Below are 25,308 nucleotides of genomic sequence, written 5' to 3'. Positions count from 1 at the left end.
ATTGACTAATAACTAATAATTTGAATTTTACTTGCGGCTTTCGTCGCCTTTTCCCTAGCTTCTTGCACATTATCAGCCTTAGCTAAAGCCACCCCCATACGACGATAAGGATGGGTGGTTGGTTTACCGAATAATTTGATATCTACATCTTTTTCTGACAAAGCTTCAGCTACACCCGTAAAGGTGATAGAGTCTGATTTTTCTGAAGCTAAAATCACCGCGCTAGCTGAAGCCCCCAACAATTCTATATGAGGGATGGGTAAGCCTAAAATTGCCCTCAGATGTAACTCAAACTCGTTGAGGTTTTGAGAAATTAATGTCACCATGCCCGTATCATGAGGACGGGGAGAAAGTTCAGAGAAAATTACCTCATCTTTGGTGATAAAAAACTCTACACCAAAAATACCTGCACCTCCTAAAGCGTCGGTGACTTTTTTAGCTATTTCTTGGGCTTGTAATATTTTATCTGGTGATATTGCTGCGGGTTGCCAAGACTCTTGATAATCGCCTCTTTCTTGCCGATGTCCAATGGGAGAACAGTAAATTGTCGGGTCATTCCACTGTTTAATTGTAAGTAGGGTAATTTCAATTTCAAAGTTAATAAATTCTTCGATAATTACCTTTTGACTGTCGCCTCTGGAATTTGCGATCGCATAATTCCACGCTTTCTCTACTTCATATCTCGTTTGGACTACAGATTGCCCTTTTCCAGAGGATGACATCACAGGTTTAATCACATTAGGAAAACCAATTTGATCGGCAACTGCAATTAATTCTTCTAAGCTGACTGCATAACCATATTTAGCAGTTCTAATGCCTAATTCTTGATGGGCTAATTCCCTAATTCTGTCGCGGTTCATGGTGTAATTAGTCGCTGCTGCTGTGGGGATAACTGTAATCCCTCGCTGTTCAAATTCCAGCAGTTTCTCCGTCCTAATTGCTTCAATTTCTGGGATGATAAAGTCAGGTTTATGCTGAGTGACTACGGCTTCTAAATCATCAGCACTCAGCATTGATATGACTTCACAGCAATCAGCAACTTGCATCGCTGGTGCATTAGGATAGCGGTCTACAGCTATCACATAATTACCGAGCCGTTGCGCTGCAATTACAAATTCTTTGCCGAGTTCTCCTGCACCCAATAACATGAGTTTCTGGGGGAGTTTGATGGAGTTAATCATTGACTTGTCCGAGCCAGTATGAATCTAGCAATCTGATAATTTTTGTGATTTTAATTAATCATCTGCCAAATAGTTAAACCTAGCCCCACGCAGTTGTAAATCTTTACGTTGCTGCTTTGTCAAGCCATTACCTAAGCCAAGCTGACACTCATCTACTAGTGTATCTAGCCAAATAGTTTCATTGAGTGCTGCCCCTCTTAAATCGGCTTTTCTCAAGTCAGCTTTGGTAAAATTGACAAAAATGAGATCGGCATTTAATAAACTGCTACCTTGTAAGTTTGCCCCTGTTAAATTACCCCGAATTAAATTCACCTCATTTAAAATCAACCCCGATAAATCAGCCCCAGATAAATTAGGGAATTTGACTTGACTAGGAGTTTGCAAAAATTCCATCACACAATTGATGTTGGCATCATTAAGACGAATTTTAGTCAAAAACTGGTAGCGTCCTAAGCCTAATTCTTGGAGAATTTGTAGACGTTGTGGCGGAGTCTGCTCTAAAAAGTGAATGGCATTCGAGCGGAGGTCTTGAGTATGATGATTGATCATGATCATTACTTGGCACTATATCTAACTATCGGATGCACGGCTAAAGTTATCTATAGCCAGATGAACAAAAGTAACATGAGAATGCAGTCAAATCTCCACTCAGACAAAGGGTAACATCTGACTTTCATAACTACGGCAAACTTTTGGTAAACTCAGTTGCAGAATTGTTAAAGAATTAGTTCCTCTTGGTAATTCCCAGACAATATAGTCTAACTATCCCCAGGTTCACATTTTTTCCAAGTAGCGTCTGTGTCATTTGAGGTTTTTCCAGCCATAGAGTCCAAAAATCTAATTTCTAACCTGTCTGTGGGCGGTATAGTAATTAATCTCCCCTCATATGTACGCTCCATGTCTAAATCACGATTTACTTGACAGATATGGTTACATTGTGCATCATTCAATGCCAAGATTGGTAGTAAATTTTGCTTTAGAGCGTTCATTTGACTCTCACCCATTCTCCGAAGACTCGATCTCAGCTAATTCTAACCAGCGTTCGGTAGCGTTATCAATTGCTTGTTTGAGCATCTCTACTTGGTCGTAGAGTTGTTGGACTTGGGTATAATTACCGGGAGAGACTTTAACTAGTGCTTGTTCAGCAGATGCTTTGTCAACCTCTAACTGAGCAATTTTGCCTTCTAGCTGCTCAAATTCCCGTTTTTCCCAATTAGATAACCTGCGTCGCTTTTTATTCTCTACATCTTTAGTTTGGGATGTAACTTTTGATTCTTCAGAATTTTTTGTTTTTTCTTTATTGTTGGTGGTGTTTTGTTGTGCTTCTTCAGCTTTCTTATAGTCAAGATAAACCGAGTAATTACCTGGATATGAGCGCAGGTTTCCATCTGCTTCTAATGCGAATATTGTATCGACAGTGCGATCTAAAAAGTAGCGATCGTGGGAAACTACAATGACACAACCGCTAAAATCTTCTAGGTATTCCTCTAATACTGCCAATGTCTGTACATCTAAATCATTGGTTGGTTCGTCTAAAATTAGCACATTCGGCGCACTAATGAGGATTCGCAACAGAAATAATCGTCGCTTTTCACCGCCAGATAGTTTGTGAATGGGAGCATATTGTTGATTTCCCGGAAACAGAAACCGTTCTAACATTTGAGAAGCTGTAATTTTAGTCCCATCGGCGATTTTGACAAATTCCCCTTCTTCTTTAATGTAGTCAATCACGCGCTGATTTTCATCTAAAGCTGAGAGTAATTCTTCAGAATGCTGATCAAAATAACCGATGTGAATGGTAGAACCAATTTCTACACTACCCTGATCTGGCTCTACCCGTCCAGTAATTATATTCATTAATGTGGACTTACCTGCACCATTACCGCCGATGATTCCCAGCCTATCTTCGGGGCTAAATTCATAGGTAAAGTCATGAATCAGGGTACGCCCATTATAGGATTTAGAAATATTATTGAGTTCAATAACTTTTTTGCCAATGCGACGGCCTACGGTGGAAATATCTACCTTACCCTGAATTTGTTTAAACTCAGTTTCGCGCATGGCGTGAACGCGTTGAATCCGCGCTTTTTGTTTGGTGCTACGGGCTTTTGGCCCCTTTTTCAACCATTCCAATTCTCGGCGTAATACACCCTGATGTTTACGTTGGGTGCTAATAGCCGATTCTTCTGCTAAGGCTTTCTTTTCGAGGTAGTATGAATAATTGCCTGAGTAGGTGTAAATATCACCTCTGTCAATTTCAATGATGCGATTGGTGACTTGATCTAAAAAGTAGCGATCGTGGGTAATTAAAAACAGTGCGCCGCGAAAGCGATTAAGATAACTTTGTAACCATTCTACAGACAAAGCATCAAGATGGTTGGTTGGCTCATCCATCAATAATACATCGGGATTTGCGAGTAAAGCAGTTGCTAAGGCAATCCGTTTACGATAGCCTCCGGATAAAGTCCCAATGATTGCATCAAAATCAACAATTCCTAACTTAGTGAGGATAATTTTAGCGTTGGTTTCTAATTCCCATGCGCCAGTTTCGTCCATGCGCTGCATGACAACAGAAAGGCGGGACATTAACTGATTATCTTCTGGATAGTGAGCTAGTTTATCAGAGATTTCTTCATACTCTTTTACCAAGTCCATTTGTTCGCCACTGTCAGCAAAAATCTGCTCTAACACTGTGCGGTTTTCATCTAAGTTTGGCTGTTGGGGTAAGTAAATTATTTTAGAACCAGAGTTACAACTAATTTGACCACTATCAACTGATTCTAGTCCAGCAATCATTTTTAATAAGGTTGATTTACCAGAACCATTTGTGCCAATTAAACCCACTTTGTCAGTAGCATCTAAACTAAAGCTGGCATCTTTTAAAATTTCTTTAATTCCAAAGTCTTTTTTAATTGATTGTAGGGTGATGATACTCATAGAATTTTAAAAGAAACCGTTGAATTTATTGCTGATTTGGTGTTGGGCGTGAATGGAGATTTTGCTTGCATCTCACGCAGTACCGCTTCGCAGAACCCGCAGAGAGAAGTTTGGAGTATTTACTAAGAATTTAGGTGAGTAAATGTGAGGTGCATTTATTTATTTTAACGCACCTCATATTTTTGCCTAATTTTAGACAAATAAGTCGAGGGGTAGATGTCCATACATTTCGTTGATGCCTCCTTCTTCATAAGACTGACAAGAGACTAATACACCACGATGATGTCCTGCATAGGAATCGAGGTAACATAAGCCATTTTTACCATTTAATTTAATATAAACTGGCCCTTCTACTACAGGTAAATCAATGGGTACTTCATAACCCAAAGCATGAGAGTATGTTCTCATGGCTAGTAGTCCTTCTGCGGCTGTGTCAGCACAAATTCCTAGTATTTGATAATCAGAAAGTTTGGTGAACAGAATCAATGCTTGACGTACCAATTCTTTTTCTGACGGTTTAAGAATGGGTGCGATATCTAGACAGTTAAATTTATTGAGGATTTTTTTGGCTTCTGTGGTTGTGAGGTTGGGGTGATTGGACATTGGCATAGATTGTTTCATGGGTTATTGATTGTTGTTGTGTGTATGAGGTAGGGATAACCGAAAGTGCGTTATGTGTGATTAGGCAAATTATAGTCAGTCTTGGGTATTACCAAGATTAAAAATAAAGGGAACATTACTTTGGGATTCACCACCCATAACTAATACTTTGGGCATTTGCGAGCCGCCATTTCTCCAAGCTTCAATTGCTTCTTTTTGTAGCACTAATTGTCCCCCTTGAGCTTTGAGGGTTTCGGCTAAGAGTCTTTGAGCTTCGGCTCTACCTTTGGCACGGTTAATATCTGATTGGGCTTCTTGCTCGGCTTCTCGTGCTACATAGACGGCTCTTTGAGCGCGTTGTTCTGCAATTTGTTTTTCTTCTACGGCTTTGGCAAATTCAGGAGAAAAAGTTAGATCAATGACGCTAGTATCTAACACAATTATTCCATATTTATCCAGGCGAGCGCCTAGGGCATTATCAAAGTCTTCTTTGAGTTCACTCCGTTTGGTAATTGCTTCTTCTACTGTTCTTCTCGCGGCGGCAATTTTGAATGATTCTTGGGTTTGGGGGGCGATAATTTTGGAAACAATATTTTCTAGAGTGCCTTGTTTTCTTCTCACTTCTACTACTTGAATCGGATCAATCCGAAAGTTAATCGCAAACCTAGCTGTTAAATTCTGCAAATCTTTCGTAGAACTTTCGGCAGGGACTTCAAATTTTTGTACAGTTAAATCATACACATCTATTACTGAAATTAAAGGCGGTTTCAAGTGAATACCTTCTCTTAAAGCACCATCCCTAGCTTTACCTAAAATACTGATTACTCCTGCTTGTCCTGGGTTGATAATAATAAAAGAATTTAACCCAATAATTACAATTATGGCTAAGACAATTCCTAAAACTGTGGTTTGCCAATTCCCTATTTGTTGATTTTTCAAGTTGCTATCTCCTTGTGAGTGCTGTTAGCGGTAACGGGGCGTTTAGCCGATGTTGTTAGTGGTAGCGGGGCGTTTAGCATTCAGTATTTTCTGACTATGGACACAACTACCGTCAACAAATCTTGTTGGCGGCTGATTGTTCGGTTGTGAATAAAATTTTTGACTTAGCTCCACCAGCTTTAATTAGTATTGCGGTGGATGTGGTAGTTAAGCAGCAGGATTCTATCATTGCTCAGTTGGGTTTTCCCTGCTTATGGTTATCACTTGGATAATAGAGTCATTTTTTGAGTATCGCTATAAGTTGTTCTGGCATAACTTGGCACAGAACATACAGCATAACCTACGTTTAGACACATATAAACACCTACAGGGATTGGAGTTAGCTTATTTTGAAAAACACAAGACAGAGGGATTCATGTCTATTAGTGATGATGTTAACTAACTAGAGCGTTTTTTGGATGTGGGAAGCTCACGATATTATCCAAGTAACCACAACTATTGTAGTCATTAGCGGTGCATTCTTTGTCTTAACTCCCAGGGTAGCTTGGATGGCTATCTTATCGATGCCATTGATTCTCTTGGGTTTAGTGGTATGTCAAAAATCATTTGCACCTCGTTACGCCGATGTGCGCGAAAAAGTGGGTTGACTCAATGGACATTTACGTTTGTCTAATAACTTGAGTGGCATCACTATGATTAAAAGTTTCACGGCACAAGAGATATGAAGTCAAGCGGTTAGGGCAAGACAGTTATGTTTATCGCCAAAGTAACACTAAAGCGATCGCGTTACTCCCAGCGTAGCTGATCGCACGCACTGTCTGCGGCTTTTATTCCTTTCATTAGGATGCCCATTCTAACAGGCTTCACAGCATTACTGCTATTTCGTGGCATGAAAACCGTCGTAGGTAAGATGTCAGTAGGTGCTGATCGTTCCTGAGTCTTTTTGGTGGATAATGAAACTGAGGCAGCAATTAGGCGATCGCTCATCGTCTTTCCATAATTCGCAATGCTGATTGTATTTATATAAAGAGTTGTTAACCGTTGGTGGGATTTATGCTAGTACCGCTAAAGCAGAACTCGCAGCATGGCGCAGAGACAAGGTAGATAAAATTACGAATTACGAATTACGAATTACGAATTACGAATTAATTATGATGTTTGGTAGTAATCAGCCGGAATCAGGGGACAACAAGTGGCGTAGCCAGTTGGATAGGTTTGTGAAAGAACATCAGCAAGAGTTGGCGGCACTTGCTTGGGGGTTGTGGTTAGAAAATGGTGATAAACAAGGTACTATTGGTATTGATTTACAACCAACACCACATTTTGTTTATTGTCCTCAAGAAGCGGTGGAGAAATTAAATAATAATGTTGAGAATAGGCTTCAAGAATTAATCGGCATTATTGAGCATCATCAACCAGAAGTAGAAGTGTTAATGATTGGGATTGGTAAGGGTGAAGTTAAGTTAATTCAGTTTGCACCAGAACCAGCACCACAAGTTTGTTTTGAACAAGTGGGAAAAAATGTTGCCGGTTTATTAGATTTACTAGAACAGCGCATGACTGAAGCGATTATTGTTTAGAGGATGTTTGAAAAGTTGCAAGGAGTATGAATCAATTCAAAATTCAAAATAAAAATGTCATTCTGACAGGAGTGCAGCATAAGATAAAGCCTGCGGCATAGCTAGTAGTCTATCAAGTTAGTTTTGACGGTTCGTAGTAAGGACTTTAGTCCTTACTGAGTTCGCGGTAGCGTTGCGTAGCAAAGCAAGCTACAACATCACATAGAACAACCCTTTTCAAACACCATCTCAGCACTCAGCACTCAGCACTCAGCACCGGCTAAACGCCGCGCTACCGCTAACAGCACTCAGCACTCAGCACTCAACTAGTTGCACAACGGAAGCCTGCGAAAATTTGCCTTACACCTGGATGATACCAATTGCGGAAACTAGGACGTAGTATCCAGGGACGAGTTGCCCAACTACCTCCTTTTAAAACACGGTGCTGGTTGTCAAAGTAAGCTTGAGAATAACCTTTATATGGGAAACTTTGGAAACCCTCATACCCAGAAAACCAAGAAGTTGTCCATTCCCAAACATTACCGAGAGTATCATACAAACCATAGGCACTTTGCCCGGCTGGGTAGGTATTGACTGGGGTTGTATGGTTGATGAAAGCATCGCCTCTCATTGGGTCTAGCCCATTGCAATTACAATATTTATCTGTTGGTAAATCATCGCCCCAAGGATAGGTGCGCCGACGGTTAGTTTGAACATCCCAACTCGCTGCTTTTTCCCACTCGGCTTCTGTGGGTAGACGCTTTCCCACAAAGTTTGCGTATGCTTCGGCTTCATACCAACTCACACCATAAACTGGATGATGCTCATAACTTTGAGCTTCTATCCAATAAAGTGGTTGTGTTACCTGCTCGTTTTGTAACCATTGCCACCCTACCACTGACCAATACTGAGAATTTTGATATCCTCCAGCCTCTATAAATAGGCGATATTGTCCACAAGTCACCGGATAGCGGTCAATCCAGTAAGTATCTAAATAGACTTTGCGAGCAGGAATTTCATTATCCATTGCATCCATTGAGTCACTTCCTAACTCAAATTCCCCGGCTGGAATTTCTATCATCTCAGGCTGAAAAGAAGAAGATGAGGGAAGTGTCACGCTTAAACGCTGACTATTAAATAACTCCAGCACCATAGTCATGATTTCACAGTGTTGACTTTCATGCTGAATTAGAAAACGCCAGAGGCGTTCTTGGGGTTCTATATCTGCAACTTCTAGGTATTTCAACACATTTTTTCTTACTGTGTCCAAGTAATCAAGAGTTTCATCTAGTTTGGGTAGATTAACTCGCTGAGATTTGGGTAAACCATCAGCTGCAAACAACTGACGGTAGTGCGGAAATAAACAAGGACTACCTGCACTATGTTCTAGTATCCATAAAGATTCTATATAGGCAATATGTCCCAAATGCCAACCCACAGGACTAAAATCAGGATGAGGTTGATTGCAGAATGTTGCTGCATTCATCCCCGCAAATAATGTTAAGGTTTTGGTACGACATTCATCTAAAGCAACAGTAATAGAATCTTTGACGCTAGATTTTTTCAACTTGGATATCACAGTCTTCTCCCACAGTGATAATGCTATTTTCTGGGCAACCAGTCCAGTTACCTGCAAATAATGGTTCAGAAGCAATGATGACAGAATTAGGGAAAGTTAAATCATCTCTGAGCCAATAAAGAGACGGTGCAGGTGCAGAGGTTGAAAAACGAGAGGCTATTAAGCGTTTTCCATCACTAAAAACTGTATTTGCAGAAGCTTCAACTTGATAGCGTTTTGCCATTTCTCCCAAGGCTAATAAAGTTGTGCGTAAAGCATACTCTGGGGGGCGATGTTTGTTCAATTGGATTTGAGAAAGCAATAATGCAAAAATATGTTCAGAATCTGTATTGCCGTTGATTTGTTCGTAAAAATTAGGGATTAAAGTGCTGCGGATTTTTCGGTGTAAGGTTTGACGAAATTTCTCAATGCGTCCATTGTGAATAAATAAGGTTTGTTGATGATTAAATGGCTGACAATTAGCAAAATCTAATGCTTGTCCTGGTGTAGCACTGCGAACATAAGCTAGTACACATTTAGATTCTACATAACGGCTAAGACTAGGTAAATTAATATCATTCCAAATTGGTAGTGTATTTTTATATATAAATGGATCAGTATTTTTTTGGCTATGATACCAACCCACACCAAAGCCATCTGCATTTAATAAACCAGAAGTCATTTCCCTTGGTTGGTAACTTTGGACTATTAATGAGTGTTCTGGTTTATACAGAAGATGATCTAGAGAAATAGGTGAACCAAGATAAGCAAGTAGACGGCACATAATGACAGCATTTGCTCCTAATTGCTTTCATAGGATAAGCCTTATTTCTGAGAATTTCATTAAATTGAGCGCAGAGTGCTGTTAGTGTCTGGCGATCGCCTACGGTGGAGCGGAGCATCGTCGCCTACGGTGGGTGGAACGCCATTAAATCAAAGATGCTAGGATATCGCCAAGTGATATAGCGTAAGAAAAGGAAGTTAGCATCATGGTTGCTTCTCCTCAAGAAAATTACCTCACACCAGCAGAATACCTGCAACTAGAGGAACACAGCCAAGAAAAACAAGAATATATTGATGGCTACATCTACGCAATGGCCGGCGCAAGTGACCCCCACGTTACTATTGCAGGAAATCTATTTGCGCTTTTACGGACTCATGTCCGTGGTTCTGGTTGTCGTGTTTACATTGCTGACATGAAAGCGCGAATTGAGTCTTTAAATCGTTTTTACTATCCTGATGTAATGGTGACTTGTGACCAACGCGACCAAGAAACACCGACTTATAAAAAATTTCCCTGTTTAATCGTGGAAGTTTTATCTAATTCCACTGAGGCTTTTGACCGAGGTGATAAATTCGCTGATTATCAAGCCTTGGAAAGTTTACAAGAGTATGTTCTAATTAATACCAAGCGTCAACGTGTCGAGTGTTTCCGACGCAATGAGCAAAGATTTTGGATTTTGCAATCATACACTCCAGCACAGGAATCATTTTGTCTCAACAGTGTTAATTTTGAGGGGACAATGGCTGCACTGTATGAAGATGTGGTTTTTGAGAGTTAACCTGTTCTTAAAAAAGTGAGGTATCCTTGCTCATTATTTAGTAAACTAATTAACTATTAATGGCTTCAATGCTTCCTAAGTTTAGGGAAGCATAGAAAGAAGTAGGGATATTGATTAAACAAAAGTTATGCCGCTTATAGTTCAGAAATTCGGTGGTACATCTGTCGGTTCAGTCGAACGCATCCAAGCTGTAGCCCAGCGTATCTATAAAACTGTCAAAGCAGGAAACTCTCTGGTGGTAGTGGTTTCAGCAATGGGAAAAACCACCGATGGACTCGTTAAGCTAGCCAATGACATTTCTCCTAATCCTAGCCGTCGGGAAATGGATATGCTGCTGTCTACAGGGGAGCAAGTGACTATTGCTTTGCTGAGTATGGCGTTGCAGGAACTTGGACAACCAGCGATTTCTATGACTGGCGCACAGGTAGGAATTGTCACCGAAGCTGAACACACCCGCGCCCGAATTTTGCAGATTGAAACAGAACGAGTGATGCGTCACCTTAATGATGGTAAGGTCGTTGTTGTGGCTGGGTTTCAAGGTATTTCTAGCAATGGTGAGTTAGAAATTACGACTTTGGGACGTGGTGGTTCTGATACTTCGGCGGTAGCTTTAGCAGCTGCATTACAAGCTAACTTTTGTGAAATTTATACCGACGTACCAGGAATTTTAACTACAGACCCCCGTCTAGTTCCTGAAGCGCAGTTAATGGATGAAATCACTAGCAATGAAATGCTGGAACTGGCGAGTTTAGGGGCAAAAGTATTACATCCCCGTGCTGTGGAAATTGCCCGTAACTACTGTGTACCTCTGGTAGTTAGGTCAAGTTGGACGGATGACCCTGGGACTTGGGTGACAACTCCTCAAAATCAAGGGCGATCGCTGATTAATTTAGAAATTGCCCGTCCTGTAGATGCGGTAGAATTTGACACCGACCAAGCCAGGGTGGCTTTGTTGCGTATACCCGATAAACCAGGAGTAGCAGCTAAGTTGTTTGGCGAAATTTCCCGCCAACAAGTAGATGTAGATTTAATTATTCAATCGATACATGAAGGTAATACTAATGACATTGCTTTCACTGTCAGAACACCTATACTCAAACGAGCCGAAGCCGTAGCCTCGGCGATCGCCCCAGCTTTGCGAAATCCATCTCACCCCAACACTGACGAGGCTGAGGTGATGGTAGAACAAGACATTGCCAAAGTTAGTATTTCTGGCGCAGGAATGATAGGCCGTCCTGGAGTAGCCGCAAAGATGTTCGCCACCCTAGCCGCAGCCGGGGTAAACATCCAAATGATTTCCACCAGCGAAGTCAAAGTTAGTTGTGTAATTGATGCGAGTGATGGCGATCGCGCTGTGGCTGCATTATGTCAAGCTTTTGAGATAGTAGCCTCCCCGGCTTCTCCTGCTTCCCCTGCTTCCCTACTTTCCTCTCATCCCCCCGTGCGCGGTGTGGCTTTAGACTTGAAACAAGCCCGTTTAGCGATTCGCCAAGTCCCCGATCGTCCGGGAATGTCCGCTAAACTGTTTGGTATTTTGGCACAGCACAACATCAGCGTAGACATGATTATTCAATCTCAACGCTGTCGGGTAATTGATGGTGTAGCCAGACGAGATATAGCGTTTACAGTCCCCCTGATGGATGGAGAAACCGCCCAAAAATTACTCACGGAAGTAGCAACAGATTTAGGATGGGGCGATGTAGTTTTAGATAGTGCGATCGCTAAAGTTAGTATTGTGGGTGCAGGTATGGTAGGACAACCAGGTGTAGCAGCCAAAATGTTTGATGCGTTAGCTAAACACCAAATTAATATTCAAATGATCGCTACCTCAGAGATTAAAATTAGCTGTGTCGTAGACCAAGAACAAGGTGTACAGGCTTTGCAAGTTATTCACGCCGCTTTTGATTTGGCTGGTAGCGAGAAATTTGTTGTACCTGCGTAGTGAGTGCTGAGTTTTGAGTGCTGAGTGCTGAGTAGGGAGTAGAGAGTAGGGAGTTAAATCAGTCATCAGTTATCAAGTGACTGATAACTGATAACTAATGATGCCCAATCACAACGCAGGATTTTCATATAACAATAAAGATAGGAAAAAATCTGTCATAAAAATTGCTACCCAAGTAGTAACAACTGCTGTCGTGGCGGATTCTCCTACTTCTTTCGCGCCGCCTCTAGTAGTTAGTCCCCAACTACAGCCGTTAATAGAAACTATAGCTCCAAAAATTAACCCTTTCAGTAAAATAGTAAATACGTCTGATGTGTCTAGAAAGTCTCTAACTGATTCTAAAAATATTTCTGGAGGAATTTTGTAAAATTGTGCAGCTGCAAACATGCCTCCAGCGATGCCCATAATTAAAGCAAAAATCATCATGATGGGCATCATCAAACAGCAGGCAATTACTCTTGGTAAAACTAAATAATCAATAGGGTTAGTCTTGAGCATATACAGCGCATCAATTTGCTCGGTGACACGCATTGCACCTATTTCGGCGGCGAACGCAGAACCTACTTGTCCGGCAATAATACTTGCTGTCAAAATAGGGGCTAATTCCCGGCAAAAAGCTAAAGCAAACGCACCTCCTACGGTACTGACAGCACCAAATTTTACTAATTCTCTAGCTGTTTGAATAGTAAAAATCATGCCTGAAAAAACACTGACTAACAAAACTGGAGATATGGAAGCAGGCCCCGCAGTCACCATATGTTCTAGAATTTTACGGTAGTAAGTTTTTCCTTGGATTAAATGTAGGCAGACTTGACCAAAAAGTAGCACCGTGGCCAAACAACGCACAATCCATAATTGATCTAAATTTTTTTTTGGTTGCAATTTTACCACCCGGTTTAATTCGTAATTCGTAATTCGTAATTCGTAATTCCCTATAAAATGTTTATGTGTATCTATGCTCTGAACTACTACACTAATTTAATTGTCTCAGGAATAAAGTAGGGTAGTTGATTAATGAAATAATATTATATCTAGATTTTGAGATTGTTATTTTTAGGCTTATTTTTAAGAGTTAATTTCACTACCTAAGCATTTCTTCTAAAGCAAAAACCCCTGTTTAGCAAATAAACAAGGGTTTTGGTTATGATAAATGATTTAGCTGCTATCCAAAAATCACTGATAATTAAGTGTGGAATATCACGGTTAGTAGAGGCAAAAATGCTAAGAGGAAAGTGTGCCAAGATTGTAATTTAACTTCTGGGGTTGGCTTTGGTGGTGTTAGTAAAGCTTCAATTCTCTGTTCTAAGCGTAGCTTGCCGCCATAGGCATCGCCTACACTATCACCCAAAGCGGCACAACAAATGTCTGATTGAGCAAATACAGAACCATTACTGACTACTAATAACAGAGATTCTGCCAACAATAAAGGGTCTACTTGGGATGCAGCGTAACTATCAGCGCGTAATTCTCGCAATACTAAAAGTTCTTGCCACAAAGGTTCTGTGTTGGGTAGCCAAGCGGTGCAGGTACGTATCCAACCCAGCCAGAAGAACCAAAACGTGTCTCTGTAATAATGATGTCCTTGTTCGTGTGCTAAGACGCTTTCTACATGGTCTGGAGAGAGGGTTTGTAATAATCCTTGACTCACTACTAATTCTGGTTGCCAAAAACCAATTTGACCTGCAAATAAAGCTTCTGTGTTCATGAGTCTGACTTGTGTACCCTCAAAATCTACGACAGGACAATCACGGGCTGATTGTAGCGATCGCCAACCTTGGTAAGCTAGTGTGAGGCACAATCCAGAGAATACAGTCAGGACAACTAAAGCGAGAGAATAGCTCAACCAACCTGTATACATCCCGCCCATTTGGCCTTGCGGCCCCATACACAGCACCGCGATCGCTGTCATAAAAATTAGCAAAGGCGGGAAGAGAAACAGAAATAGCGATCGCCGCCAGCGCACATCCCAACTACCTAGGGTAGGAGTCCAAGAACAGCGCAATATCCCTGCGACTATCACAGTAATCAAAATCATGATTAGGTGCATTATTGTTCCTCCCTGGCTTGGCGTGCGGCTTGAATACGTTTAGCGATCGCTTCGATTTGCTCGCTGGCTGCTTCATCCAGACTATCAGCAAAAGCAGCTACTACGTCAGGATTACCTACAGCCAGAAATCGCTGTAATTGTTCATGAGCTTTAATTACCTGTGCCTGCTGCTTTGTCAGTAAAGGCCGCCAATAGAACGCTTTACCTTTTTTATCACAAACTAGCCAACCTTTATCGGTGAGGCGACGCAACACCGTAGTCACAGACGTGTAAGCTAACTCGCGGTTAGGGTCAGCCAAAATGCGATCGTGAACATCTTTGACGGTGACTGAACCTAATTCCCAGATGATATTTAATATCTCTGCTTCTAAAGGGCCTAAAGACAGTTGTTTAGGATGATAGTCGGGTAAAGGGGCCATAGGGATTGGGGACAATAAAAGTCAAAAGTCAAAAGTCAAAATTTTAGAATTTCTGGGGGAATAGCTTTCCCCGTATTGTTTTAGAATATCTGGTTTAGACGCAAACTCTAGCAACTTTAAATCATTCGTTAATATCTGACGAGAGAATGAAAATCTCTCTTTCCTAATCCCCAATCACTCACAATAATCAATACTCTTGCCTAACCATTAAGAAATACTCGGACATTAAGTGTCATCATTGTGATCACGAGCAATTAGAATTAATCTCGGCAATAGTTATTGAGAGCAGGTTTATCCCCAGCGTGAAGCTATTTGTATACCATACCCCGGAACTAACTCCAACGGACAAAGCCCCAGACTGCGCGATCGCAGTCGATGTTTTGCGAGCTACTAGCACTATAGCAACTGTCCTCTCTTCTGGGGGCGAAGCTGTACAAGTCTTTAGCAATTTAGATCAACTCATCTCTGTGAGTGAACAATGGCCAGCACAAAAACGGCTGCGAGCTGGAGAACGAGGCGGTGGTAAAGTCCCTGGGTTTGAATTAGGTAATTCACCCCTCGATTGCACACCTGAACTCGTGGAAGGACGGCGTTTGTTTATTAGTACCACCAATGGGACTCGCGCTTTAAAACGAATAGAGGAATCAGCCACTGTGCTGACAGCCGCTTTCATTAACCGCGCCGCAGTTGTAGAGTACCTGATGGAGAAGCAACCGGAAACAGTTTGGATTGTCGGTTCTGGTTGGGAAGGCAGTTTTTCCTTGGAAGATACAGCCTGTGCAGGTGCGATCGCTCATAGTGTCATCGAAAAATCCCAATTACCGCCAGAAGAATTAGCTGGTAACGATGAAGTTATTAGTGCGATCGCTCTATACTCCCAGTGGGAAAATAACCTATTGGGTTTATTCCACCACGCTAGTCACGGTAAACGACTGTTACGCCTGGAATGCCATGAAGACTTGAAATATTGTTCCCAAACCGATATTTTAGCTGTTCTGCCCACACAGCAAGAACCAGGAGTGTTTAAAAGTAAAATTTAAATATGCAAAATAAATAACCGCAAAAATTTCTTGCTCTGTAGTTCGTAATTTGACGTGAGTTCGACGACTTTTAAACACCCCTCTCCAAAGACCTACCGTGTATACACATCTATATGCTAAGTGCAAAATGTGGTTTGATCCCCCTAAATCCCCCTTAAAAAGGGGGGTTAGGGGGGATCAGAATGATACGGCATAAGGTTATCAGACTTGTGTATACACCGTAGCTCCAAAGACGCGGAGAGGTACTCTCCCCTGCGGGTTCGCGGTAGCGTCTGTCTACGACACGCTACGCGTTCGCGTTAGCGTCCTGCAGGGAACGTAAAAGAAGCAAGCTAGATCGAGGGGTTTTCCAGATTCCGTGAAAAGTCAGGTTAATAGACAGGTGATTGGTGACAGACTTAGGTTGGGAAGCCACCGCCTTGGACGGCTCTCCCGGCTTGGGGCGAGTGGCGTTTAATGGAAGGAAACCTAATACCAAGATAGATCCATGTTGAGTTTCCTCGATCGATGTTGGGTTGCGCTTAACCTACATCTAATGCACAAATTTAGCCTTGACACGCTACTACATTTATTGAGTAATTTATTTTTTGTTAATCCTTGACTTGCAATTGACACAGCAATAAAGCAAACCATTGTTTTGCATCAGTCCAGGTTTGGATAGGAACTAAACCCTTGGTTGTCAGTTGCTGTTGGATAGTGTTGAGATTGAATTTGCGAGAGATTTCAGTGAAGATAGTTTCACCTTGGGCAAAATTAACGGTGAGATTGAGAGATTTTAATTGTACGGTTTGCGATCGCACACTTTTTAAGTGCATCTCAATTTGATTTTTGGTTTCGTTATAAAATGCCCAGTGTTCAAACTGTGTCGTGTCAAAATCTCCTTCAAACCGCCTATTCAAATGATCTAGCATATTCAGGTTAAAGGCTGCGCTGACTCCTTGGCTGTCATCGTAAGCAGGTTCTAAAATCTCCTTGGACTTGTGTAAATCTATCCCCAACAAGAAATACTCACCAGGTTGCAAAGCGTTGATAATTTGGGAAAAGAAAACATCACACTCATGAGGGTTAAGATTCCCTAACGAACTACCAATAAAACCAATCATCCGAGTAGGTGACTGAGTTGGGGGGAGTTTTGCCAAAGCTAATTCATAAGTTCCAGCCAGTGCATAAACTTGCAGGGAAGGATAATCCTTTAATAAATTTCTCGCACTACTTTCCAACATCCCTGCACTAACATCTATAGGTAAATAGCGCAAAGGATAGTTTAGTTGTCGATAAGCATCTAGTAAAATCCTGGTTTTGGTAGAACTACCACTACCAAGTTCTACCAATTCGCAAGCCCCAGTTATCTTGACGATTTCACCAGCATACTCTTGCAAAATCGCGGTTTCTGTGCGTGTAAGGTAATATTCTGGTAACTCACAGATTTGCTCGAATAATTCAGAACCACGGTCATCATAAAAATAATATGCTGGTAAAGATTTGGGAAATTGAGTTAATCCCTTGACTACATCACTTCCTGCGCTAGATGAAACTATTTTGGTTGCTTCTACCAAACGCTGTATCTGCAAACGTTCTTCAATACTTTTGTGGGAAGTATTCTTGTTGCTAACAGCTTCAGATATTGACATTGAACCTCCGCATACTTTTGATACTAAATTGCTTTTGATGACAAAGCTTTATTCTAATCAGTGAAACACCAAGCCATAGCTCATAACATCACGCCTCAGCCAGATGAATACAAAAGCATAGCTATTTTTACTGATTTTTCCATTAAAACAGCATTAAATATTTATTAATGAGGATGCACGAGTGTAGGGGAGATAAGGGAGAGAATAACTATTGACTATTGATATGGGTTCAATAGAGTATATTGGCTCTCCTCAAGGGCATTTGTCTGGGGCGTGGATTCAGTTAATAAACGGTAGCTTTTGCTTGAATTCAGGGTAAATTGATTATATTTGATGACCAATTGCCCCCGCAAAGCGCGTAGCTAAGTTGATAATGTCTTGTTTGCGAGCAATTTGCTTAAACCATTGTTGGGGTATACCTTCCACCCCATAGTAAATGCCTGCTAAACCCCCTGTCACCGCCGCAGTGGTATCGGTATGTCTTCCTAAGTTGACAGCTTTTAGTACCGCCTCTGCATAAGTGGAACTATTTAACAAGCACCAGAGGGAGGCTTCTAGGGTATCAATTACATAGCCACCAGAATTAATCTCTGCTATTGGTAACTTGGCAATTTCACCCCTGAAGATGCGCTGAAAATAAGGTTGTTCTGGAAGATATTCATCTGCTGCATAAACTCTTTGGATATTTTCTAATCCTTTTAAATAGGCTGTCTGGGGATTCGCACCTTTGAGCAGTTCCACGGCAATACTAATATAAATGCCGCAGGCCATTTGCGATCGCAGATGAGCATGGGTAATACTAGAAACTTGATGTACCCTTGTAATTAACTCCTGTAAAGCTAAACTTCGATGACAATAAGCCATTGGCAAAATTCTCATCAAAGAACCATTACCATTGCTCATTTCACTAGTTCCTCCAGCTTCTAAAGGTGGAACTCCCTGCTTGAGACGCATAATCACTGCATGAGTGCTTTCACCGATGCCAAATATTTCGCCACGAGGTGTCCAGTAAGCCGTTTTATACCAACGGCAAAAAGAATCCGCGATCGCATTTATTGAATAACCTCTACACAGGCTTTCTGCCAGGCAAAATGTGAGTGAACTATCATCAGACCATGTTCCTGGAGGTTGATTCCATGTCCCGTAACCCAGCATCTTTGTGACTGGAGATTGAGCTAAGTCGGCGCGGCTAGTGAACTCCACCGGTACACCCAACGCATCACCGACACACAAACCCATCAAACCAGATAACGTTTTTGTAGCGGTTAGCATTTATTAAATCTCCATGCAAACTACTCAAAATTAACTTTATAGATTTCTTGTAGAGATGATTGAAGTAACTGCTACAGCTAGCTTGTTCTTTCTATATGAATAGTCACAAAATAGGATTTAATAAACAAGTTTATTCCTTCAGATTGTGCCAGTTTTTAAAGTGCATATTCCCTATTTTTAATACAGAAATTCGTAAAAATATCTGGAACATATTTGACATATCTTTCGACTTTAAAAGTAAAAGGAAACACTAGAAAATTTACTCAAGATTATGAAAAATATACTCAAGTCTCTAGTAACAATCTCTGCATTTTCTTCCGTAATTATGACTGGTTTCGTAGTTAATGCTGGTCAAGCTGCGGCTGAACCTCAAAAAGGTACTGATGCTATTTATGTTGGTGCTGGTATCGCCGCAGGTGTTACCAATGGTGGACAAAATAATGATGCTGCTAACTTTGGCGGTAATCTTACAGGACGCGTCAAACTAGGCAATACCCCATTTTCTGCACGGGGTAACGTACTTTGGAATGACGAGACAACGGCAATTATTCCAGAGGTTTCCTTTGATGTGCCTATTGCCAATCGCACCAACGCCTTTGTAACTGGTGGTTACTCCTTTGTGGAAAAAAATGGCTTACCAAGTCCTTTAGGCAATAGAGAATCTGTAGTATTGGGTGCAGGGGTTGAATCTGAAGTGGCTAACAACTTCCTGGTTTACACCAATGCCAAAGTCGGATTGCGTGCTTACCAAGATAGCCCCGCGTCTGCTGTCAGCATCAATGGTGGTATCGGTTATCGGTTTAGATAGGTGACAGGTGACAGGGGACAGGTGACAGGGGACAGGTGACAGGTGACAGGGGACAGGTGACAGGTGACAGGGGAAGCAGGCGGAGAAAAATCCAATTCCCAATGCCCAATTTGAACACTTTTTGCGGTAGTATATATTTAACTCAGCACTAAAAACTCAGAAACGTCAAAAGCTGGTTTGATGAGGTGTTTAATCACTGAATAAAACCAGCTTTTTGTCGTGTTAAGATAGAGATATTCTGCACATTTCCGACCGGATTACCGGGAATAGCCAGACGCAGCAATGCTGCTAACAGGCTAATTCGGCAATTACCGATGCCTTATTGAGAATACTATAGAACTCTGATGGTTAAATCTGCTCCTTCCCCTCTCGCTAGCCGCAAGCCTTCCAAAGTAGAAGGGCTGAAAGAAAACAGTAATTTTTTACGTGAACCTGTAGCAACGCAGATACTTGAGGATACTACTCATTTCAGCGAAGACGCAGTACAAATTCTCAAGTTTCACGGTTCTTATCAACAGGATAACCGCGATAACCGCGTTAAGGGACAGGAGAAAGATTACCAGTTTATGCTGCGGACAAAAAACCCTGGTGGGTTAGTACCGCCGCAACTCTACCTGGCTTTAGACAAGCTAGCTGATGAATATGGCAATCACACTTTGCGGGCAACGACTCGTCAAGGTTTTCAACTGCATGGTATTTTAAAGAAAAATCTGAAAGCAGCGATCGCTACAATAGTTAAAAATCTCGGTTCAACTTTGGGTGCTTGTGGCGACATCAACCGCAACGTCATGTCCCCCCCTGCTCCTTTCAAAAATCGCCCTGAATATCAGTATGCTTGGGAATATGCCCAAAATATTGCGGACTTACTCTCACCCCAAACTGGTGCTTATTACGAAATCTGGCTAGATGGGGAAAAAGCCATCAGTGCTGAAGAGAGTCCAGAAGTTAAAGCAGCCAGACAGAGCAATGGCAATGGCACAATAATTCATGACACCGAAGAACCTATCTACGGCACATACTATATGCCGCGTAAGTTCAAGGTGAGTGTGACAGTACCGGGAGATAATTCGATTGATTTATATTCCCAAGATTTAACTCTAGTAGTCATTACTGACCACCAAGACAACCTGGAAGGATTTAATATCTTTGCTGGTGGTGGCTTAGGTAGAACCCACAACAAAGAAGAAACCTTCGCCAGAATTGCAGACCCCATCGGCTATGTTGCTAAGGCAGACGTGTATGATGCGGTAAAAGCGATTGTTGCCACACAGAGAGATTATGGCGATCGCACTGACCGCAGACACGCTAGGTTAAAATACTTAATTAATGATTGGGGTGTCGATAAATTCCGCGCCAAGGTTGAAGAATATTTTGGCAAACCCCTCGCACCTTTCCAAGAATTACCAGAGTTTAAATATCATGATTTCCTGGGTTGGCAAGAACAAGGCGATGGCAAACTATTTTTAGGTATTTCTATTGATAACGGTCGGGTAAAAGACGAAGGCTCGTTTCAACTGAAAACCGCCCTGCGGGAAATTGTCGAGCAATTTAACTTACCCATCCGCCTCACAGGTAACCAAAACCTGATTTTCTACGAAATTGCCCCAGAAAACAAACCCGCAATTCAAGCAATTCTCGACCGTTGCGGCATAGTTTCCGACCCCAACACCATCGACCCTCTAGTCCGTTATGCGATGGCTTGTCCCGCTTTACCTACTTGTGGTTTGGCTATTACCGAGTCAGAACGGACTATACCCAGCATTCTCGAACGGATTCGCGCTTTATTAGATAAACTTGGTTTACAAAATGAACATTTTGTGGTGCGGATGACTGGCTGCCCCAATGGTTGCGCCCGTCCCTACATGGCGGAATTAGGCTTTGTTGGTAGTGCGCCGGAAAGTTATCAAGTTTGGTTAGGTGGTTCACCCAATCAGATACGCCTAGCACAGCCTTATGTAGAACGCTTGCACCACAATGACATAGAAAGCTTCCTAGAGCCAATTTTTGTCTACTTCAAAAAATCGCGGACACCTGGAGAAAGCTTTGGGGATTTTTGCGATCGCGTCGGCTTTGATGCTATTCGTGAATTTACCGCCCAGTATGAGCCAGAAGCAGAATCAGTCACCGCTAAGTCTCGCAAGTCACGGTATCGCGTCAGCTTGCATGATGATCTTTACAGCAAAGTTAAAGCCACAGCTACTAGCCAAGGTAGATCAATGACTGAGTTAGTCAAAGAGGCGTTGGAAACTTACTTCCAAACTCTTTCATAGCTTGTTGGTTCTGAACAGAAAAGACAGGAAAAAGGGAAATGTAAGATTCCCCCACCCCACCATATCTGTAATTAACAGGACTTACGCAACTGGCATATTAGTAGGGTGCGTCTAGATATCAAAAATCTGTTTATTGACAGGATTTGATAGTCTGACGCACCCTACAAGACTAAAATTGATAAATAAGAGAGAAAATTTTAAGAAAATTTGATTAATGTGAAAATATATTTATAGTGAAAAACCCAGTTTATCCGACTACAGAGCAGACAATAACGTGTTTTATTCTTAGCCAGAATGTTACGAGTTTATTTTTGCCGATTTTTATAGTCCGAATCGATGAACGCACTGGCAACATTTACATTCTAGCTGGAGAAGAAACAGGTATCTTGATTACACGCGATGGAAAATGGAGATACGAAGAATGACCAAACCCGACTTTGCAGCAATGAGTAAGTCCGAGTTAAAAGCTTATCTTTTAAAACATCGCAACGATAAAGAAGCTTTTCATGCCTTGATGGATAAAATTGCATCTGAACCTAATCAAACATTTTATACAGTTGAGGAAGTTGGCAAACTACAAGAACTAATCGAAGATAGAAGACGTTTACAAGGCAATAGCTAGTCTTTTTCACGGTGTTTTTGTGTGCATCGGCGGTTTAAAATCTCATGGCTCAACTACAACGAATTGCGATCGCACCCTCCCAACTCCAAGAACATCAAATTTTACTCACACCACAGCAACAACATTACTTAAAGCGGGTGTTGCGTTTAGGTGAAGGTGAGCAATTTATTGCTATGGATGGACTGGGTAAATGGTGGTTGGCTCAGATAACTGGAGAACACGCAAAGGTTTTAAAACCGCTAATTGTTGAGACTGAGTTACCTGTAGCCATTACTTTAATCATGGCTTTACCCAAAGGTAGCGGCTTTGATGAAGTGGTGCGGAGTTGTACTGAATTAGGCGTAGCCTGTATTGCTCCGGTGTTGAGCGATCGCACTTTATTAAATCCTAGTCCGCAAAAGCTGGAACGTTGGCGACGCATTGCAGCCGAAGCCGCAGAACAATCAGAGCGTGCTTTTGTCCCAACAATTTTAGAACCTGTAACATTTAAAGATGCTGTAACTAATAGCACAGCTAGTCACCGCTATATTTGTGAAGCGCGTGGTGAGTATAGCCATCTTCAAAGCGTAATTACCAAGATTGCGGGAGATGTTGTCATAGCTACCGGGCCAGAAGGAGGATGGACAGATAGAGAAATTGAGGAAGCGATCGCCGCAGGATTTCAACCAGTATCTCTAGGTCGTCGTATCTTACGGGCAGTCACAGCACCCATAGTAGCATTATCCCTAATTTCCGCAGCTTGTGAAGTATAAATGTAGGTGATAGGGAACAGGGGACAGGGGACAGTAAAGAAGAATATCGCACTGTACTAGTCAGATTTATCTGACTTTTGCTATTAGCCAAGAACTTGATTTTTTGGCGGACTGAAAAGCTGGTGCAAGATATAACCCATCCTTAAAACCCAAACAGACTACATCTGAATTTCTTAATTTTGCCATGATTGAGCAAGTAGCGATCGCCTTTGAGCATAAAGACTATCAAACAGCAGCCAAATTACTCAAACCACTGCTAATCGAATCCCCGGATAATCCTTGGGTGGTATTTTATCTCGCCAGACTACACGAAGTTTCAGGAAAACACCGGGATGCGGAAAAAGTTTATCGGCGATTGTTGTTAATCACAACCAATAATAGGATTGTCACCCAAGCACGGCAAGCTTTGCAAAGACTGCAAGAAATTCAAAAAGAAGAAAAACAACGCGCGATCGCTCAAGCCACAGCCGAATCCAGCAATACTGAACTGGGAGTATTAATATTAGAACCTCTCAGCAACGAACAAAAAACCCAACTAGCAGCCAAATTTGCCCAAATTATGCAGCTAGATCCCTACACTGCAAAGTTAATACTTCCTAGCCGCACCTGGAAGTATTACCGCACCGGGAGAATTGGTGAACTCAAGTTTTACGGAATGCAGCTACAGCAAGCTGGTATCCCTTGCTTTTGGACAACCATCAAAGCGATTGAACAAATACAAGTTTTCCAAGTGCAGTATTTCCCAGAAATGCAGTCAAAAGCTACCGTTATTTGCTCAAACCAAGCAAACCAAGTTGGTTCACTCACCTTTGATTGGTCAGAAGTCACAGCGCAAGTTCTCGGACTATTACCTATTTTTGAGGAAGTTGTAGATATAAACGCACATCGCCAACTAGAGCGCAAAATTCAAACCCAAGACTATGCTCAATTTTGTGATTTACACTTACCAGAGAGACGCTGTATTTTGCGACTGTGCGATCGCCTACGGCGGGCGCAACGCCATCGCAGTTATGATTTTCAACAAGCTTTAGAAATTACCCCCTCAGCTAGTCAAAATACCATGAGAATCAACTGGAATAATTTACTAGACTTGCTGACGCAGTATCTACCACAAGTCAAACGTTGGTCAGACTTTACACCATTTGCACAGACAGTCCTAGAGCAAACAGAAATGCTGGGTAACATTCAGTCTCACATTCACCTGTTTCGCAGGGAGAAGACCTATTGGGACCCAGCATTTCATTTATATAGTGGACTGATATTTAACAAAGACATGGCAAAAGACCATTAGTATTGGTAATTAGCTCTTTTCCCCGTCCTCTAACCTGTCACCTGTCACCTTCAATACTTAGCCAGGAGTTTTTACTTGACGCGCCATGTCTAGATAAGTATTCATATTCGCGCCTGGACGACGACGACCATTTGAGCTACTAAAGGTAGGGATTAGGTACTTGGGTGCAAATGTGGTTTCAGTTGGTGTAGCGGGTTTAGTGCTAGCAGCTGGTACTGGGACTGGTGCTGGTTCAGTTGGAGCAGCTTTACCATTCTGAGAAGCTTCTTTCTTAGCTGCTTTGACAGGCGTAGGTGATGGCTCTGGTTGCGGTGCTTCTGCTGCGGCTTTTGTACCGTTGGATTTTTCTACTGCTGGTTTAGTCTTAGTCTCAGCAACTGGTGCTGAACCTGTACCAGTTTCTTCTAGTTGTAAGTAGTAGCCACCATTTTTCTTGCCAGGTAATAGCCCGGTAACGAAACTTAGGATGCCAGCGATTAGTTTTTTGATAAAACCGAACATGGGATATTTCTCCTGAATTCTATACTTGTAAAATTTGACCGCAATATTAATAATTACGTCACAATGCTACGTTTTGTGATGGTCAGCTATTTATGATCGAACTTGATTGATTTGATTTCAATCAGATGTAAAGCTACATTTACAAGAGTCTCAAGTTTTGTTTAGCCGCACTGTGCAATATGTAAACACTGAAGACTAATTATTAAATTTTACCCTAATCTAAAGCAAGATTCTGAAAGCTTGCTTAACAAAAATTAACATAGGGTTCTCTAATAGTTATCTATTGTCATCAGTAATAGTTATTTGATCAAGGGTCTTGTTGCTAGCATTGCACTCTCCTTGTACTTTGTGATAAGAATTTTTACTGGCTGGGTTAG

At 41.7% G+C, this 25,308-nt stretch carries 24 protein-coding genes and 1 pseudogene; 11 read left to right on the top strand and 14 right to left on the bottom strand.

What is annotated here, in order from left to right:
• Nucleotides 1-5: 5 nt before the first annotated feature.
• The 6 genes from purT to ACM0OR_RS10560 form a co-directional block, all read right to left on the bottom strand.
• Nucleotides 6-1,181: a formate-dependent phosphoribosylglycinamide formyltransferase gene (gene purT / locus ACM0OR_RS10585; protein ID WP_414576189.1), complete on the bottom strand. Its 1,176-nt coding sequence runs from the start codon at nt 1,179-1,181 to the stop codon at nt 6-8.
• 54 nt (nt 1,182-1,235) lie between these two features.
• Nucleotides 1,236-1,730, bottom strand: coding sequence for a pentapeptide repeat-containing protein (locus ACM0OR_RS10580; RefSeq protein WP_190706604.1), 495 nt, complete (start codon nt 1,728-1,730; stop codon nt 1,236-1,238).
• A gap of 209 nt (nt 1,731-1,939) precedes the next feature.
• Nucleotides 1,940-2,170 (bottom strand): hypothetical protein, encoded by a 231-nt coding sequence (locus ACM0OR_RS10575; protein ID WP_414576188.1) that lies wholly within the window; start codon nt 2,168-2,170, stop codon nt 1,940-1,942.
• Between the two features lie 7 nt (nt 2,171-2,177).
• On the bottom strand, nt 2,178-4,118 hold the full coding sequence (locus ACM0OR_RS10570; protein ID WP_414576187.1) for an ABC-F family ATP-binding cassette domain-containing protein: 1,941 nt from the start codon (nt 4,116-4,118) through the stop codon (nt 2,178-2,180).
• Between the two features lie 192 nt (nt 4,119-4,310).
• Nucleotides 4,311-4,727 carry a DUF1824 family protein gene (locus ACM0OR_RS10565; RefSeq protein ID WP_414576198.1) on the bottom strand — a complete coding sequence of 139 codons (417 nt, stop codon included), beginning with the start codon at nt 4,725-4,727 and terminating at the stop codon, nt 4,311-4,313.
• 87 nt (nt 4,728-4,814) lie between these two features.
• On the bottom strand, nt 4,815-5,657 hold the full coding sequence (locus ACM0OR_RS10560) for a prohibitin family protein (protein ID WP_414576186.1): 843 nt from the start codon (nt 5,655-5,657) through the stop codon (nt 4,815-4,817).
• Between the two features lie 119 nt (nt 5,658-5,776).
• On the opposite strand from ACM0OR_RS10560, the pseudogene ACM0OR_RS10555 reads away from it, so the two are divergent.
• Nucleotides 5,777-6,579 (top strand): annotated as a pseudogene (locus tag ACM0OR_RS10555) (ABC transporter transmembrane domain-containing protein); the annotation flags it as partial.
• 229 nt (nt 6,580-6,808) lie between these two features.
• Nucleotides 6,809-7,237, top strand: a complete 429-nt coding sequence (locus ACM0OR_RS10550; protein WP_414576197.1) for a hypothetical protein — start codon at nt 6,809-6,811, stop codon at nt 7,235-7,237.
• Nucleotides 7,238-7,538: 301 nt separating this feature from the next.
• Here the strand turns inward: ACM0OR_RS10550 and egtB are convergent, their stop codons facing one another.
• Nucleotides 7,539-8,795, bottom strand: coding sequence for an ergothioneine biosynthesis protein EgtB (gene egtB / locus ACM0OR_RS10545; protein WP_414576185.1), 1,257 nt, complete (start codon nt 8,793-8,795; stop codon nt 7,539-7,541).
• Complete coding sequence (egtC, locus tag ACM0OR_RS10540; RefSeq protein ID WP_323265623.1) at nt 8,770-9,558, bottom strand: ergothioneine biosynthesis protein EgtC; 789 nt, start codon at nt 9,556-9,558, stop codon at nt 8,770-8,772. Before egtC ends, egtB begins: the two co-directional genes overlap by 26 nt.
• 205 nt (nt 9,559-9,763) lie before the next feature.
• On the opposite strand from egtC, the gene ACM0OR_RS10535 reads away from it, so the two are divergent.
• The gene (locus ACM0OR_RS10535) at nt 9,764-10,336 is read left to right on the top strand and encodes a Uma2 family endonuclease (protein ID WP_323265624.1); all 573 of its coding nucleotides are present in this window, start codon (nt 9,764-9,766) and stop codon (nt 10,334-10,336) included.
• A 127-nt stretch (nt 10,337-10,463) separates the two neighbouring features.
• On the top strand, nt 10,464-12,278 hold the full coding sequence (locus ACM0OR_RS10530) for an aspartate kinase (RefSeq protein WP_323265625.1): 1,815 nt from the start codon (nt 10,464-10,466) through the stop codon (nt 12,276-12,278).
• A 108-nt stretch (nt 12,279-12,386) separates the two neighbouring features.
• Here the strand turns inward: ACM0OR_RS10530 and ACM0OR_RS10525 are convergent, their stop codons facing one another.
• From ACM0OR_RS10525 to ACM0OR_RS10515, 3 genes are all read right to left on the bottom strand, one after another.
• Nucleotides 12,387-13,160 carry an MlaE family lipid ABC transporter permease subunit gene (locus ACM0OR_RS10525; RefSeq protein WP_414576184.1) on the bottom strand — a complete coding sequence of 258 codons (774 nt, stop codon included), beginning with the start codon at nt 13,158-13,160 and terminating at the stop codon, nt 12,387-12,389.
• 301 nt (nt 13,161-13,461) lie between these two features.
• Nucleotides 13,462-14,325, bottom strand: a complete 864-nt coding sequence (locus ACM0OR_RS10520; protein ID WP_323265627.1) for a M56 family metallopeptidase — start codon at nt 14,323-14,325, stop codon at nt 13,462-13,464.
• Nucleotides 14,325-14,744, bottom strand: coding sequence for a BlaI/MecI/CopY family transcriptional regulator (locus ACM0OR_RS10515; protein WP_237991680.1), 420 nt, complete (start codon nt 14,742-14,744; stop codon nt 14,325-14,327). Before ACM0OR_RS10515 ends, ACM0OR_RS10520 begins: the two co-directional genes overlap by 1 nt.
• A gap of 302 nt (nt 14,745-15,046) precedes the next feature.
• Here ACM0OR_RS10515 and ACM0OR_RS10510 point away from each other — a divergent pair, with 302 nt between their 5' ends.
• Complete coding sequence (locus ACM0OR_RS10510; protein WP_323265628.1) at nt 15,047-15,784, top strand: 2-phosphosulfolactate phosphatase family protein; 738 nt, start codon at nt 15,047-15,049, stop codon at nt 15,782-15,784.
• Nucleotides 15,785-16,374: 590 nt separating this feature from the next.
• Here ACM0OR_RS10510 and egtD read toward each other — a convergent pair.
• Nucleotides 16,375-17,415, bottom strand: a complete 1,041-nt coding sequence (egtD, locus tag ACM0OR_RS10505; RefSeq protein ID WP_414576183.1) for an L-histidine N(alpha)-methyltransferase — start codon at nt 17,413-17,415, stop codon at nt 16,375-16,377.
• A 324-nt stretch (nt 17,416-17,739) separates the two neighbouring features.
• On the bottom strand, nt 17,740-18,687 hold the full coding sequence (locus ACM0OR_RS10500) for an ADP-ribosylglycohydrolase family protein (RefSeq protein WP_414576182.1): 948 nt from the start codon (nt 18,685-18,687) through the stop codon (nt 17,740-17,742).
• 271 nt (nt 18,688-18,958) lie between these two features.
• Between ACM0OR_RS10500 and ACM0OR_RS10495 the strand changes: the two genes are divergently transcribed.
• From ACM0OR_RS10495 to ACM0OR_RS10470, 6 genes are all read left to right on the top strand, one after another.
• A complete protein-coding gene (locus ACM0OR_RS10495; protein WP_414576181.1) occupies nt 18,959-19,495 on the top strand; it encodes a hypothetical protein in 537 nt (178 codons plus the stop codon).
• Between the two features lie 344 nt (nt 19,496-19,839).
• Nucleotides 19,840-21,765 carry a sulfite reductase, ferredoxin dependent gene (gene sir, locus ACM0OR_RS10490; protein WP_414576180.1) on the top strand — a complete coding sequence of 642 codons (1,926 nt, stop codon included), beginning with the start codon at nt 19,840-19,842 and terminating at the stop codon, nt 21,763-21,765.
• A 233-nt stretch (nt 21,766-21,998) separates the two neighbouring features.
• Nucleotides 21,999-22,190 carry a DUF6888 family protein gene (locus ACM0OR_RS10485; RefSeq protein WP_414576179.1) on the top strand — a complete coding sequence of 64 codons (192 nt, stop codon included), beginning with the start codon at nt 21,999-22,001 and terminating at the stop codon, nt 22,188-22,190.
• Nucleotides 22,187-22,387, top strand: coding sequence for a DUF6887 family protein (locus ACM0OR_RS10480; protein ID WP_323265638.1), 201 nt, complete (start codon nt 22,187-22,189; stop codon nt 22,385-22,387). The genes ACM0OR_RS10485 and ACM0OR_RS10480 overlap by 4 nt, the downstream gene beginning before the upstream one ends.
• 44 nt (nt 22,388-22,431) lie before the next feature.
• Nucleotides 22,432-23,139: a 16S rRNA (uracil(1498)-N(3))-methyltransferase gene (locus ACM0OR_RS10475; RefSeq protein ID WP_414576178.1), complete on the top strand. Its 708-nt coding sequence runs from the start codon at nt 22,432-22,434 to the stop codon at nt 23,137-23,139.
• 184 nt (nt 23,140-23,323) lie between these two features.
• Entirely contained in the window at nt 23,324-24,430 is a 1,107-nt protein-coding gene (locus ACM0OR_RS10470) for a tetratricopeptide repeat protein (RefSeq protein ID WP_414576177.1), read from the top strand.
• 57 nt (nt 24,431-24,487) lie between these two features.
• Here the strand turns inward: ACM0OR_RS10470 and ACM0OR_RS10465 are convergent, their stop codons facing one another.
• Nucleotides 24,488-24,931: a hypothetical protein gene (locus ACM0OR_RS10465; RefSeq protein WP_323265635.1), complete on the bottom strand. Its 444-nt coding sequence runs from the start codon at nt 24,929-24,931 to the stop codon at nt 24,488-24,490.
• Nucleotides 24,932-25,308: the final 377 nt, after the last annotated feature.

It is taken from the genome of Anabaena sp. CCY 9402-a, from assembly GCF_963920945.1.
Lineage (GTDB): Bacteria > Cyanobacteriota > Cyanobacteriia > Cyanobacteriales > Nostocaceae > Trichormus > Trichormus minutissimus.
This window is presented reverse-complemented; position numbering and strand designations above follow the sequence as displayed.

What these genes read in the sequence shown, in the direction of transcription:
- purT (WP_414576189.1), bottom strand. Translation starts at nt 1,181, where the DNA reads ATGATTAACTCCATCAAACTCCCCCAGAAACTCATGTTATTGGGTGCA.
- ACM0OR_RS10580 (WP_190706604.1), bottom strand. Translation starts at nt 1,730, where the DNA reads ATGATCAATCATCATACTCAAGACCTCCGCTCGAATGCCATTCACTTT.
- ACM0OR_RS10575 (WP_414576188.1), bottom strand. Translation starts at nt 2,170, where the DNA reads ATGAACGCTCTAAAGCAAAATTTACTACCAATCTTGGCATTGAATGAT.
- ACM0OR_RS10570 (WP_414576187.1), bottom strand. Translation starts at nt 4,118, where the DNA reads ATGAGTATCATCACCCTACAATCAATTAAAAAAGACTTTGGAATTAAA.
- ACM0OR_RS10565 (WP_414576198.1), bottom strand. Translation starts at nt 4,727, where the DNA reads ATGCCAATGTCCAATCACCCCAACCTCACAACCACAGAAGCCAAAAAA.
- ACM0OR_RS10550 (WP_414576197.1), top strand. Translation starts at nt 6,809, where the DNA reads ATGATGTTTGGTAGTAATCAGCCGGAATCAGGGGACAACAAGTGGCGT.
- egtC (WP_323265623.1), bottom strand. Translation starts at nt 9,558, where the DNA reads ATGTGCCGTCTACTTGCTTATCTTGGTTCACCTATTTCTCTAGATCAT.
- ACM0OR_RS10535 (WP_323265624.1), top strand. Translation starts at nt 9,764, where the DNA reads ATGGTTGCTTCTCCTCAAGAAAATTACCTCACACCAGCAGAATACCTG.
- ACM0OR_RS10530 (WP_323265625.1), top strand. Translation starts at nt 10,464, where the DNA reads ATGCCGCTTATAGTTCAGAAATTCGGTGGTACATCTGTCGGTTCAGTC.
- ACM0OR_RS10520 (WP_323265627.1), bottom strand. Translation starts at nt 14,325, where the DNA reads ATGCACCTAATCATGATTTTGATTACTGTGATAGTCGCAGGGATATTG.
- ACM0OR_RS10515 (WP_237991680.1), bottom strand. Translation starts at nt 14,744, where the DNA reads ATGGCCCCTTTACCCGACTATCATCCTAAACAACTGTCTTTAGGCCCT.
- egtD (WP_414576183.1), bottom strand. Translation starts at nt 17,415, where the DNA reads ATGTCAATATCTGAAGCTGTTAGCAACAAGAATACTTCCCACAAAAGT.
- ACM0OR_RS10500 (WP_414576182.1), bottom strand. Translation starts at nt 18,687, where the DNA reads ATGCTAACCGCTACAAAAACGTTATCTGGTTTGATGGGTTTGTGTGTC.
- ACM0OR_RS10495 (WP_414576181.1), top strand. Translation starts at nt 18,959, where the DNA reads ATGAAAAATATACTCAAGTCTCTAGTAACAATCTCTGCATTTTCTTCC.
- sir (WP_414576180.1), top strand. Translation starts at nt 19,840, where the DNA reads ATGGTTAAATCTGCTCCTTCCCCTCTCGCTAGCCGCAAGCCTTCCAAA.
- ACM0OR_RS10480 (WP_323265638.1), top strand. Translation starts at nt 22,187, where the DNA reads ATGACCAAACCCGACTTTGCAGCAATGAGTAAGTCCGAGTTAAAAGCT.
- ACM0OR_RS10475 (WP_414576178.1), top strand. Translation starts at nt 22,432, where the DNA reads ATGGCTCAACTACAACGAATTGCGATCGCACCCTCCCAACTCCAAGAA.
- ACM0OR_RS10470 (WP_414576177.1), top strand. Translation starts at nt 23,324, where the DNA reads ATGATTGAGCAAGTAGCGATCGCCTTTGAGCATAAAGACTATCAAACA.
- ACM0OR_RS10465 (WP_323265635.1), bottom strand. Translation starts at nt 24,931, where the DNA reads ATGTTCGGTTTTATCAAAAAACTAATCGCTGGCATCCTAAGTTTCGTT.